Source organism: Aliidiomarina sp. (assembly GCF_022565475.1).
Taxonomy (GTDB): domain Bacteria; phylum Pseudomonadota; class Gammaproteobacteria; order Enterobacterales; family Alteromonadaceae; genus Aliidiomarina.
In genome coordinates this window covers 134,882-148,295 of record NZ_JAIUMR010000001.1, presented here as the reverse complement: position 1 = coordinate 148,295, position 13,414 = coordinate 134,882, and the positions used below count along the sequence as shown (strand labels likewise).

Annotated in this window: 9 protein-coding genes; 5 read left to right on the top strand and 4 right to left on the bottom strand. The window is 49.9% G+C overall.

Features of this window, described 5'->3' with window-relative positions; translation table 11 throughout:
* Positions 1-50 precede the first annotated feature (50 nt).
* On the top strand, positions 51-1,229 hold the full coding sequence (locus LAT77_RS00655; protein ID WP_290562605.1) for a cation diffusion facilitator family transporter: 1,179 nt from the start codon (positions 51-53) through the stop codon (positions 1,227-1,229).
* 26 nt (positions 1,230-1,255) lie between these two features.
* On the opposite strand, the gene LAT77_RS00650 is transcribed toward LAT77_RS00655, so the two are convergent.
* From LAT77_RS00650 to LAT77_RS00635, 4 genes are read right to left on the bottom strand one after another with little or no spacing between them, the layout of a single operon-like run.
* On the bottom strand, positions 1,256-2,692 hold the full coding sequence (locus LAT77_RS00650; RefSeq protein ID WP_290562604.1) for an efflux transporter outer membrane subunit: 1,437 nt from the start codon (positions 2,690-2,692) through the stop codon (positions 1,256-1,258).
* Positions 2,693-2,707: 15 nt separating this feature from the next.
* The gene (locus tag LAT77_RS00645) at positions 2,708-5,854 is read right to left on the bottom strand and encodes an efflux RND transporter permease subunit (protein ID WP_290562603.1); all 3,147 of its coding nucleotides are present in this window, start codon (positions 5,852-5,854) and stop codon (positions 2,708-2,710) included.
* Positions 5,855-5,872: 18 nt separating this feature from the next.
* The gene (locus LAT77_RS00640; RefSeq protein ID WP_290562602.1) at positions 5,873-7,033 is read right to left on the bottom strand and encodes an efflux RND transporter periplasmic adaptor subunit; all 1,161 of its coding nucleotides are present in this window, start codon (positions 7,031-7,033) and stop codon (positions 5,873-5,875) included.
* Positions 7,033-7,749, bottom strand: a complete 717-nt coding sequence (locus tag LAT77_RS00635) for a TetR/AcrR family transcriptional regulator (protein ID WP_290562601.1) — start codon at positions 7,747-7,749, stop codon at positions 7,033-7,035. The genes LAT77_RS00640 and LAT77_RS00635 overlap by 1 nt, the downstream gene beginning before the upstream one ends.
* A gap of 286 nt (positions 7,750-8,035) precedes the next feature.
* On the opposite strand from LAT77_RS00635, the gene LAT77_RS00630 reads away from it, so the two are divergent.
* The 4 genes from LAT77_RS00630 (at position 8,036) to LAT77_RS00615 (ending at position 13,403) form a co-directional block, all read left to right on the top strand.
* A complete protein-coding gene (locus tag LAT77_RS00630; protein ID WP_290562600.1) occupies positions 8,036-9,808 on the top strand; it encodes a hypothetical protein in 1,773 nt (590 codons plus the stop codon).
* Positions 9,801-11,159, top strand: a complete 1,359-nt coding sequence (locus LAT77_RS00625) for a DUF2868 domain-containing protein (RefSeq protein WP_290562599.1) — start codon at positions 9,801-9,803, stop codon at positions 11,157-11,159. The genes LAT77_RS00630 and LAT77_RS00625 overlap by 8 nt, the downstream gene beginning before the upstream one ends.
* Positions 11,160-12,530 carry a GTPase/DUF3482 domain-containing protein gene (locus LAT77_RS00620; protein WP_290562598.1) on the top strand — a complete coding sequence of 457 codons (1,371 nt, stop codon included), beginning with the start codon at positions 11,160-11,162 and terminating at the stop codon, positions 12,528-12,530. It abuts the gene before it with no gap.
* A 171-nt stretch (positions 12,531-12,701) separates the two neighbouring features.
* On the top strand, positions 12,702-13,403 hold the full coding sequence (locus LAT77_RS00615) for a hypothetical protein (protein ID WP_290562597.1): 702 nt from the start codon (positions 12,702-12,704) through the stop codon (positions 13,401-13,403).
* Positions 13,404-13,414: the final 11 nt, after the last annotated feature.

The window sequence follows — 13,414 nt, the reverse complement described above, 5'->3', positions numbered from 1 at the left end:
AGTATGTCACTGAACGTGCTTTTATTCAATCTTACAAGGGTTTTCAGGCGATGGAAGGTGTAAAAGAAGGTAAACGGGTCACCCTGATTGGGGCGATGGTCAACGCCGTCCTCAGTGCTATGAAAATGTTCGTGGGATGGTTTGGCGGCTCGGCTGCATTAGTTGCGGATGGATTGCACTCATTCTCCGACCTCGTTACCGATGTGTTAGTTTACTGGGTGTTCGGTGTCGCGCATCGTGCACCGGATGCGTCGCATCCGTGGGGACATAAACGCATTGAAACCTTAGCGACAATTGCACTCGCGGTCGTACTCGCTGTGGTTGCGGTACTGATGGCGTGGGATAGCATGCAAGTGCTGCTGGCAGGGGAGCCGCTTAACGCGCCGAGTCGGTGGACGTTAATCGTCGCAGCGGTGTCGATCATTGCCAACGAAGGACTGTATTGGCTTACCCTACGCGCGGGCAAAAAAGCGAATTCGCAGCTCTTGATCGCAAATGCATGGCATCATCGCACCGACAGCCTGTCGTCTATTGTGGTACTCATCGCGATTGCGGGTGCTATCGCTGGAGTTTGGTGGCTCGATGCTTTAGCCGCGGTCTTAGTTGCGTTATTAATCGGCAAAATTGCTCTCGATATGCTCCTGACGAATGCGAAAGAGCTGGTCGACACTGCGGTCCCCACTGAACAACTTGAGAAAATAAAAGCCGCCGCGCGGGAAGTTGACGGTGTCCTCGATGTTCATAGTGCCAAGAGCCGCTTGAGTGGCGGCAATATCTTGTTGGAGCTCCATATCCAAGTTGGTCCTGAGTTAACGGTCACGGAAGGGCACTTTATTGGTGAGCGAGTCGTTGAACGCTTGTTGACGACGTTTACTGAAGTGACCTATGTGATCTACCACATTGATACGCGCAACGATCATGCCAGTCCACGAGCGGAGTTGAGCCTTCCTAAGCGTCATGAGATTGAGCGATTATTTGGCCAGTTTCATGCGCGTTTACCCGCGAACCTAAAAGATTTAGTCAGTGGTGCACAGCTTAACCTGCATTATTTTCCGAATGGTGTTGTGATTGATGTCAAACTCGATGTGCCGATGAGTGCAAATGAAACACAGGACAAACTGCAACGGGATGATCGCCAGTTACGAACCTTGGCGCAGTTTTATCGCACGCAATTTGCAGATGTCGATGGCATTGACAAGGTTCGAGTTTGGTATGGCATTGAGGAATAGGGCGCTCATTAGAACGCCCCATTGGGTCATTCGTTGATTTGCCAGCCACCGCCGAATGCTTTGAACACATTCGTGTAGGCGGTGAAATGATCACGCTTAGCATTCGTCAAAGCAAGTTCAGCATTGATCAGCTCGCGTTGGCTTGCCAATAGCTCATAAAAACCAATCGCACCGCGATCATATTGCATTTCAGCGAGGCGATACGTATCGGCAATTGCGTCATATTGTGCTTGCACAGCGCTACTGCGCTCTTCGGCAATGTTTAACAAGGCAATGGCGTCACTGGCATCGCGTACGGCCGCCAGAATGGCTTGCTGATAGGCAATGTCCGCTTGTTCACGCATGGCTGTGGCAGACTCGACGCGTCGCGCTAAGCGACCAAAATCAAAGAGTGGCGCAGCGAGGTCAGCACCAACACTCCAAGTTTGGCTGGCCGAGCTGAATAAGTCACTCGTATCGGTGGCAGCGCTGCCGCCCAATGCACTCAGATTTAGGCTTGGGAACCGAGCCGCTTGCGCGCCCCCAATTTGAGCATTGGCTGCAATTAAGCTTGCTTCGGCGGCGCGCACATCGGGTCGACGTTGCAATAACTCTGACGGCGTGTAAGCCGGCAATTGTTGCGGCGCGCGCAAATCGGTCAGTTTACTTTGCTCGAAAGCAATACCACGGGCAAGTTCATCGGGACTGGCACCGACTAAAATTGCTAAGGCACTGCGGGTGACCTGCTGGGCTTCGCGCAAATCAGGCAAGCTCGCTTTTGCGGCAGCCACGGCTGCTTCGGCTCGACGTAAGTTCAAAACGTTGCTCGAACCACTGTCATAGCGCAATTGCTCAAGTGCCAACGTTTGCTCAAGAGAGTCGATGTTAGCTGTTAGCGCTGCGTATTGCTGTTCAATCGCGAGCAGATTGAAGTAGCCGGTGATCACATCACTAATTAAGTTCAGTGTGACCGCTTCTGCGCCATAGGCTGATTGCGCTAATAGCGCACTGGCTGCTTCGCGTTGGCGTGACAAACGCCCCCACAAATCGACCTCATAGGACAACACCCCAGCTACACTAAACTGATTACGCGGGCTGCCGCCGCCGAGAGCGGTAGGCATCAGTGTTTCTGGCTGCTGCTCGCGCGCAGCGGATGCTTGCGCGCTGAGCAGTGGCCAGCGATTGGCTTGGGCAAAGCCGAGTTCGGCGCGAGCTTGCTCTATTCGAGCAAGCTGTGCTTGTAAACCGAGGCTGTCGCTGAGCGCGCGCTCGACAAGTGCATCCAAGTTTGGATCTTGGTACTGTTGCCACCATTTTTGCCAGTCACTGCTGAGCTCTGCGGTCGAGGGCATGTCGGCGAACCATTCTTGTGGTAGTTCGGTCTCCCGTACTTCATAGTCTGGACCCATGGTGCAACCACTCAAAAATAGAGTGGTGGCGACACCGAAGGACACGAGCGCTAATTTTGAAAAATGCTTGTTCATGTTACGGTCCTTTCGTTAGCTGCTGTGGGCAGTGGTGTTGTGGTCTTGCGGCTGCTTGCGTGTTTTACGCCACGTACTCAGATCGTCTAAGAGTTTGTACGCGAGCGGCACGAAAATCAGCGCTAAGCTACTCGCCGCTAACATACCACCGACCACAACCGTGCCGATTTCTTGGCGACTAACCGCACCAGCGCCAGAGGCAATCACCAGCGGGAAGCTGCCGACAATGAAGGTTGCCGCAGTCATAATAATTGCGCGGAAGCGTTGCCGTGCAGCAGTGATTGCCGCGTCGGCTGAGCTCATCCCTTCTTTACGGTTTTGTGCCGCGAACTCAACAATCAAAATTGCGTTTTTAGCGGCCAGACCAATCAATACCAACAAGCCGACTTGGAAGTAAACGTCATTTGGGAACCCGCGTAGCATCGATGATAGCGCCGCGCCAAAAACTGCGAATGGTACTGCGGTGGCGACTGCAAATGGCAAAGTGAGACGCTCATATTGTGCAATTAGGATCAGAATAACCATCAGTAAGCCCAGGCCGAATGCCGCTGATGCAGCACCCGAAGCAGCCTCCAGCTGATAAGCCTCGCCGACCCAGCCCATTTGAATATTCTCTTCCGAGCGTAGCTCATTAATCACCGCATCAAGGGCGTCTTTCGCTTGGCCGGTAGTGTAACCGGGTGCCGGATCGGCCATGATTTTCGCTGACGCATAAAGGTTGAAGCGGTTAAGAATATCGGCACCAGCAACCCGTTCAGCGGTGACTAAACTGCTGACTGGTATCATGGCGCCCGAATTTGCCCGCACAAACACATCACGCAAGTTTTCTGGCGACAGACGATATTCGCCTTCCGCTTGCAAATTAACCTGCCATAAGCGGCCTTGGAAGGTGAAGTCATTCACATAGGTAGAGCCAAACGTCGCTTGCATGGTACTGAACAAGCTGTTCAAAGGCACACCCATGGCTTGCGCTTTTTCGCGGTCAACGTGAATCATGTAACGGGGAATATTGGTCTCTAAAGTACTCCGTACACCCATCAGTTCGGGGCGCTCATTGGCCGCAGCGACTGCGCGCTGAGCGATATTATTGAGACGAATTGGGTCTGAGTCACCACGTAATTGCAGATAGCCTTCGACACCACCAGTCAATGACAAACCTTGAATTGGCGGCGGTACAAACACGAAGACGTTCGCTTCTTGCATGCCAAAACCCATGCCCATAACTTGCTGGGCGATTTCTTGGGCGCTAGTACCGGGAGCGGTTCGTTCACTCCAGTCGGTTAAGTTAATAAATCCAGCGAGCGCGTTGGTGCGCAGCGCACTGGCAATAATGTCGAAACCGGCAAAGGTGGTGAAATCTTGTACGGTGTCGAGTTCTCGAATTTGCCGTGATAACTCATTGCGGAACTCCTCAGCACGTTCAAGTGATGCCGTAGCGGGCAACTGGGCTACCGCTAAAGCCACACCTTGGTCTTCGCCTGGAACTAGGCTAGTCGGCATGCGACTCATGAGGACACCTGTACCAACGACAAAGGCGAGGAATAAAATAACGCCAAATACAGAACGACGGATAAAGAACGCGACGGTATTCACAAAACCATTCGTCACTTTGTCGAAACCGGCATTGAAGAGTGCGAATGGCTTCGATACATGGTGACTTTGTTTATCGAGTAGGAGGGCACACATTGCCGGTGTTAGGGTTAAGGCAACCACACCGGAAACAACAACGGAAACGGCAATGGTCACAGCGAATTGCTGGTAGAGCTCGCCGCTTAACCCGCCTAAAAATGCGACAGGGGCAAAAACTGCAACCAGAACCAAGGTCGATGAAACAACCGCGCCGGAAACCTGTTTCATGGTTTCAATCGAGGCCTCTTTCGCTTTCATGCCTTTTTCGGAGATGAGGCGCTCGACGTTTTCCATGACGATAATTGCATTGTCGACCACAATACCGATGGCAAGAACTAAGCCAAAAAGGGTCAGCATGTTAATTGAGAAGCCAAATGCCTGCATACCCGCAAAGGTACCAATCAACGACACTGGAATTGCTGCTACGGGAATTAATGTGGCACGAATATGTTGCAAGAATAAGAAGGTGACAAGTACGACCAACACGACCGCAATTAATAAGGTTACGATTACTTCATTCACGGAGATCTGAATAAACTCTGTGGTGTCGTAGGGCACGTAGTATGACAGGCCTGCGGGGAACTGTTCAGCTAGTTCTTGCAGTTTGGCATGAACGTTTTCAGCCGTTTGTAACGCGTTTGCGCCTGGCTGTAGGAAGACCCCAAACGGCACGGCGTCTTGGTTGTTATAAATAGCTGAGAAACCGTAGGTTTGCGCGCCTAGTTCAATACGAGCAACATCGCCAACGCGAATACTGTTGCCATTTTCGTCGGAACGAATAATAACCTCGGCAAACTCGTCAGGAGTGCTTAGCTGTGTATTCGTCGTTGCGGCAAAGGTAAAGGCGTTCCCCTTAGGAGCAGGGTCGGCACCGAAGCGGCCAGCAGCATATTGGGCGCTTTGGTCACGAATGGCGTTGCTGACGTCCGCAGGAATTAAGCCATACTCCGCAAGCTTGGTTGGGTCAGTCCAAATCCGCATCGAGTAGTCTTGCGCGCCAAATAAGGATGCGTCACCCACGCCTTCAACACGAACTAATTCGTCGAGGATATTGAGCAAAGTGTAGTTACTAATATCCAATGTACTCATGCTGCCGTCGTTAGAAAATAGGGTGGCGACCATGAGAATATTGGTTGAGCGTGACTCCACGCGAACACCAAGATCGCGAACGGTTTGTGGCAATCGTGCCGAGGCTGCTTGCACACGGTTATTGACGTTGATGGTGTTCTGATCCGGATCTGAACCCATGGCAAAGGAAATGGTAATTTGCAGCATCCCGGAGTCTGTAGTGGTCGTCTCCATGTATAACATGTCGTCGACCCCGTTAATTTCTTGCTCCAGCGGCGCAGCAACCGAGCTAGCGAGTACGTCCGCACTGGCGCCCGGATAAATTGTACTAATCACCACTTGTGGCGGCACAACGTTCGGGTACTGTTCGACGGGTAGGGCTCGAATTGAAACAATCCCAGCAATCACAATAATAATCGAGATGACCGATGCAAACAGAGGACGATCAATAAAAAAACGTAACATAAATTTTCCTTTACTCGCTTATTGACCGTTGGTAATCATGACCGGCGCGCCGTCACGAACTGCAACATGACCATTGACGATTAATTTATCGCCCGCAGATAAGCCGTTCAGAATAACTTGTTTGCCGTTCACTTTTGGGCCTAGAGTCACAGGTCGTGCTTGTGCTTGCTCAGTACCATTGACGACGTACACTTGTGGCCCATCTTGGCCTTGGCTGACTGTCGTCGGGTCAATGAGGACGATGTTATCGAAGGTTTGCAATGCCAGCTCGACGCGAACAAATTGTCCAGGGAGCAGAATCTTTTCGCGATTATCGACTTCGGCACGCATGACAATCCGGCCAGTCTGCGCATCGATACTCGGCGCAGTGTAGTTAATTTGAGCTCGAATGCCGTAGCTCTGGCCTTGGCTATTATAAACCTCAGCATAGTTGTCTTGGCTCTCGCTTTGTTGTAAGCGGGCTCGGTACAGTTGTGCGTCGTTTTCTGGAATCGCAAAGTGCAAGTGCAGCGTATCGGTTTGGACGATGTGGGTTAAATACGCGCCAGCGCTGATTAGATTCCCCTCGGTGACCGACTCGACGCCAGCAAGACCATTGATTGGGGCTTCAACACGGGTGTAACGTAAGTTCCGGCGGGCGTCAGCAAGGCCGGATTCAGCACGAGCTAAACGTGCTTTTGCTGCTTCGATCGCTGAGCGAGCTTGGTCAAACTCACGCTCACTCGCGGCATTGCTTTCGTATAAGCCCGATACACGTTGCCATTCACGCTCAGCTTGCTGGTGCATTGCGGTTGCATCGGCAAGTTCAGCTTGTGCTGAATTCACCGCTAGCTGATAAGGCTCAGGGTCGATTTGGAACAACGTCTCACCTTGCTGCACAGCGTGACCTTCTTGGAAATTACGTTGTTGCAAAATACCACTCACTTGAGCTCGCACTTCGACTTCTCGGGCACCGCGCACGCGCGCAGGGTACTGGACCGTATGGACGGCAGACTCTGTTTGCACTTCAGCGATGGTCACTGGCGAAGGCGGCATGCCTTGTTGTCCATTTCCTTGGCCATTCCCAGCATCACCGCTGCAGGCGCTTAAAACTGCAAGTGCACCGATGCTCAAGACGAATTTAGTTGTTGCCAATACGTGGCGACGAGGTTGAGAGTGAGCGCGAAACGATGCGTTCATTAATTGTTCTCCAATTCTTGGGTCTGCTGAGTAATAGAATGTGTTAAGCAGTCATTAAACTGCTCGACAAAGCTGAGGGGGTTCTGCACGTGCATAATGCCGTGCAAGTAAAACGAAAAAACTTGTTCGAGACGTGCCAGTGAAGTGCGTTTCGGAACACTAGCCATACTCAAATACACAGCGCCGTGAAGTAACTCACCGCACAATGAAGACATTTCTTCAGCGCTTAAAAACTCGCGTACAGGATAACTGTTTTTGATGTCTTCAAAGACAAAAAGCCAGTCAGATTTATTTTCATGCATGCGCTGAAAATAGAGTGGGGTGATCTCACGACCAAACTCAGCGCGCTCTTGAATGAATAACTCGACCGTATCTGGGTGCGTGTCAAAGTACTCGAGATAGGCATGCATCATGGCGTATAGCCGGCACAATGGGTTGCTATAGCTGTCTCGTGCTAGCATCATGCGTTCACGCAAAATATCTAATTGATGGGTGAGCGCTGATTTGAATAATTCTTCTTTATTCGGGAAATGGCGATAGAGAGTCCCTTTGCCCACACCAGCAAATTCCGCAATCGTTTGCATGTCGGTAACCTGATAGCCGCGATCGGCAAATGCCCGAACCGCTGCGGCAATAATCTCTTGCTGCCGCTGTTCAGCAGGTTTGTGCACCCGCTTGGCAGGTTTTTCATTGGTGTCTATAGCTGGATCAGTCATTGTTTGAAACCATAATTAAAAGACATAAAAAGCGACCAATCTGTGGTTAATATTTGAGTTAATAAACCAAAGGACGGACTGGTCAGTCCGTAAATTATCACTTAAAACCGACTGGATTGTCAATAAACTAAAAAAGAATCGGTGAACGAGCTGAATAGCTCGTTATATTTCATTACGTTGTAAGGTATTCTAATTCCCAGCGAAAGACGCTTTGTGATACCTTGTAGGCCTATTTTTAACGCTGAGGTCAGAGCCTAAGCCGGCAATTCAACAGAGGGAACTTTGCGTGAGTCAGCAATTGCAGAGTCAACAAATCAGCGAAGAACAGCATTTTCATCAGGGATTAACCGAATCGCTCATTGACGATCTAGCGATTTGGCTTGCACAACAACTGTACTGGCAGCCACCAAGCTCAAATAACCGACTAGCAGCGGATTGCGCGCATCCACGGGTCGTTTATCTAACGTTGGCGGATGATTGCGGCGACTATGTGACAGCAGCCGGAATGGGGTTGGGTCTGCAAGCAGCCGCCAAAGTCGCCTGCAAAAAAGCCATGGGACAAGCCCGACAACTGCGTTTATCTGTTAATCAGGCGAAAATTGATGTGGTGATGCGAGCTGCAGTGTATTCGCCGAAGCGAGTGGCATTGAATCAAGGATTAACCACAGATGAGTCAATTCTGGGCTTTGCTTGTAACAGCTTAGATAATGGTTGGTTGCCAGAAGAAACGCTCAGGTACCGGCTGTTAAAGAAGAATGGCGGCATTCATTACAAGCGCACGCGGCTGGCGATCGGTTCTCGCTTGGGCGTGAAGAATCTGAAAGCAAAAAAGCATCGTTTATATGGCTTCACCACAGCAAGCCGATATGTGACGAAATCAGCAATCGCCCAAGAATGGGGGCATCAAACTGAAGTCAAGCCCAATGTGTTGCGATTGTATCGCGGGCATAACACGCAATTTCAGGTCACGGCGGACGTGTGTTTTGCGCGAGCGCGGGCGGGTGCTGATTATTTGGCTCGACAAATTCGTGAGGACGGCTCTTTTCGCTATATGTATCAAGCTGGACCGGACGACGTCACAGACGAATACAACTTACTCCGTCACATCGGCTCGCTGTGGTCGTTACTTGATTTCTATCGCGAAGAGCCGACTGCTGAGGTGAAAGCAGCCAGCTACCGTGCACTTGATTATGTGTACCAGCATATTGATGAAGTTGCGCCCGGCGTGTTGGCAACCAACGAAAATAACTTTGTCAAACTTGGCGGGAATGGTCTTGGTTTACTAACCTTAAGTTTATTTCATGAATTATTTGCGGATAAACAAGCGCTTGAAACCGCCCAAGGCCTAGCGCGTTGGATAGTGAATAGCCAAAATGAACAGGGTGAATTTACCATCCACAAACAAGGCCTGAAAACTGGAAAAGTACAACCTTTCATTTCTGACTATTATCCCGGCGAGGCTATCTTTGGTTTGATGCGATTGTTTCACCAAGACGGCAATAACGAATGGCGTGATGCCGCAGTTGCAGCGTCTCAATGGTTGATTAACGTTCGAGATAAGGGTAAGGCACTTGTCGAATTGGAGCACGATCATTGGTTGCTTTATGGCTTGAATGAAGTTTATCGAGTTTCTCCGCAACCACTGTTTATTGAGCATGTAGGAAAGTTGATCAAAGCTATGCGTGACACGCAACACGGTGCGGACAGCCCACACATGGATTGGCGCGGAGGTTGGTATAATCCGCCGCGGACGACGCCTGCGGCGACGCGATGCGAAGGCTTGTTGGCGAGTTGGCACTTGCTCAATAATCATCCTGACCTTACTACTCGTGAAGAACTGGCAGATTTACAACAGATGATTATCCGTAGCCTACATTTTCAATTTCAGAATCAGTTTGTCGGCGAGAAATTAATGTACTTGACGAATCCACAGCAGGCCTTTGGAGGATTTCACAGTAACTTGACCAATTGGCATATTCGCATCGACTATGTGCAGCATAGTCTAAGTGCGATGTTGGCCTATTGGCGACTGTTTCGCGAGCAGGGCAAGTATGACTAAAGCATCGTCACTAAGGCAGTCATTACTGCACAAACTGTGGTTAATTGAGCATATTCGACGTCAGGATGTGCATCAACAAGCAGATGACGATCACATGATCGTTACAGAATTGCGCGAACAAAAGTTGACTATGCCGGAAAAAATTGCAGTCCGCGCAGAATCGCTTGCAGAGTCCCGCGGTGTTGCGAGTCGCATTCAGCGCACCGCAGGCGTGTTTCGGGTTATACCTGAGATATTAGTGATATTGGCCTATTTCAGTGCGGTCGCATTGATTCATGGTGCGACGTATTTCGCTGGCGTCGAAATTAATATTTTAAGTCTCTTACTGTCGTTACTGTTGTTAAATTTTTTGATGTTAGCGATTTGGTTGGTCAGTGCCGTAGCTCGTCCTGCGGAAGCACGCGGCATTGGTCAGCGAGGTTTGGCGATACTGCATTGGATTCAGCAGTTTCGTGAACAAAAGTCGGTACGCGATAGCACGCTCCAAAGTCGATTCGCGGTTTTGCAGCAGCAACGCTTATTAACACCATACTTTAGTATGTTGACCCATTGGTTTTGGTCCATGACATTAATTTTGGCATGGGTTTTACTATGGTTACGGCTGGCTTTTGAAAGTCATCAGTTTGTCTGGGCAACGACTATTTTAAGTGACGATACGGTCTTGTCGGTTTTGCGTGTATTTACTTGGGCGACCGATTTGATTGGCATGCAAGCTCCCATGTTTAGCGCTGAAAGTGAGGGCACCTTGTTCATGCAACAGCAGACCGGTTGGTGGGTTTTGGCTGTATTGGCTTTATTTGGTGTAGTACCCCGCGTGGTCCTTTGGTTGGTCTTTTTAATTGTTTATCGGTTGCGTTTACGTGCTGCACAGGTTGATTTGAGTTTGCCCGGTATCAGTAGTTTAATCACCCGCTTAGAAAAACCGACGCAACACATTATTGATCCTGAGCCTGCTGAAATCAGTCGGCCGAATCGTCATAAGGCAGCGGTCATTGGCTTAGATTATCTCGTCTTTAGCCTCGACTATGAGCATGTTCCACAATGGAACGATGTGTTTTTATTGAATAACCGTGGTGTGATTGCCACCTACGAAGAGCGGCAAACATTAATTTCCGAGCTAGAACAGAAGCCAGCGCGGAAAATTCTTGTTCGAGTCGACTCAGAAATAACGCCCGATCGCGGCAGTTTACGCTTTTTGGCAGAACTACAGAATTACTGTAATGACATCGCTGTGTGGACAGTGCGCAACGGAAAATATCAAACCCAATGGCAAGAGTTGCTTGCGGAGTATCATATCATTGGTTTTTCATTCAGCGACGAAGCAATTCGTTGGTTGGGAGAGGCTGCCTAGATGAGTCACACGTCACCTTTGCGGATTGCTGTCGTTGGGCACACGAATACCGGTAAAACGTCATTTGTGCGCACTTTATTGCAAAATACGAGTTTTGGCGATGTGTCTGACCGGCCAAGCACAACGCGAGATGTTCGCAAAGCTGAGCTTAAACTTGATGATCAAGTCGTCATGGAGATTTTTGACACGCCGGGACTTGAAGATGGGTTAGGCCTATATCATTTTATTCAGACCAGTGCAGAGCAATCGACGTCGATGCGCCATAATGGTCCGGCGCAAATAAATGGGTTCTTGGAGAGTCAAGCTGCTGCCGAGCAGTTTGAGCAGGAAGCGAAAGTTCTGCGGCAGCTCTTGAATTCGGATGCTGCGTTTTATCTCATTGACTGCCGCGATCCCGTGTTGCCCAAGTATCAAGATGAATTGGATATTCTGCGGCGATGTGGCAAACCCATACTGCCTGTGCTTAATTTTACCACTCACGCTGAAAATCACGTGGAGGATTGGAAGCAAGCGCTGGCGCAAGTAAATTTGCATGGCTGGGTTGAGTTTGACACGGTGAGCTTGCCGGAAGAGGGGGATCAGCAATTATTTCAGCATTTAGCAACCTTACTGCCGGGACAACGTCAACAGCTGGAGAGTGTTCGCCAGCAAAGGCTTGCTCACGCGCAGCAGCGTCTCCACGCTACTCGACAAGAAATTGCCGAGTTGCTACTCGATACAGCAGCTTATTGCGTCCGTGTTGAGAATAGTGACAAGGATGCATTAGCGCAGACCCTAGCACAGATGCAACGCCGAGTTGTCGCGCGCGAACAACGTTGTGTGCAGGCTATTCTTACCATTTTTGCTTTTCCAACCGATAGCGCGTCATTGCAAACACTTGCGGTACAAAGTGATGCATGGCAAGCGCCGCTTTTTGCTAGCGAAACTTTAAAACAGTTCGGTATTCAAGCCAGTAAGGGGATAGCCGCTGGTGGTGCTGCTGGGGCGGGTTTTGACTTAATGTTGGGTGGCTTAAGTCTTGGTGCAGGAACCTTACTCGGTGCAGCAGCGGGCGGGCTATGGCAGGGATGGCAGCAGTATGGTCGTCGCCTAAAGCATGCAGTTCAAGGTTACTCAGATGTCTATATCCGTCCTGAAATCATTCGTTTACTTGCTGCACGACAGCAACATTTAGTCCAGCTGCTGACGCGCAGGGGGCATGCAGCGGTAACACCGCTGCGACTTGTGGACGAACAAGCTGAATTTCATGAACCGCAGCGTTTTCGCGAGTTTATGCAACGTGCACACCAGCATTCTGAATGGTCTTCATTACATGAAGGTAAATTCGCGGACACTATAGAACGCAGTCAGTGTCTCCGTTTGCTTGAGTAATGGCCTTTCCAGTTTAAACAAACTTTGACAGTTTCTCGCGCTGACATCGGGTATGTTGCCAGTTAGGGACACGGTCAGAGTATGCTGTTGAATAACAGTCAATTCGTCGACTAGCCGAGTGTCAGCATTCATCGCGATGAAACCAAAGCGTTGGGAATTAATCAAACGACTATGCAGAAATGGAAATGTCTTTACGGCTTGCTTTTCATCGCGTTACTGAGCGGATGTGCCAGTCGTTTACCAGATAATGCAGCGCAAATGGATCGTGAACAAGCGATTGCGGAACTGAGTGCTCGCATTGACCGAGTCGGCTATCAGCGCGTCAGAATATCGCCGGGGATTGATGAGTTTTTAAATATAGCGGCTGCTATTCTTGAACAACAAGCAGCCTTGATGTCTGAATATCGGACGCAAGCAGAGTTTCATCGCGACGTTCAGGCCTTTTTAACCGCCTATCAAGGAGCTGAACCAGAGGTCTTCCGCCAAGCTGTCGCAGACTTTGACAGTATGGCGACGACTGAGCAAGAGAAGATTGGGCCAAAATTAACCGCCTATGAACGTTCCACACGAATCATTCAGCAGCGTAATCGTCAGTTAGCTGTGGAGATATCAGCGCAGTTGCTGGTTGGTGGATACCTGTTGAAAGAGCACCGCGAGGCAGTCGTTGCCTTTGCGCTGGCGAATGTTTTAGGTGGTTTAACCGGCGGACATGGGCGCAGAACAGCAGATAACGATCTTGTTTTAGCCATTTTGCGTGCGCGTGACCAGTTACAATTAGCCCGTCGGGCTAACACTTTGATTCAAATAGAACAAGCAACAATCGCAGCAATTGACAGTTTACAACGAGATTTAGAAGCGCTGAATCAGCGATAAATGAGGTGAAC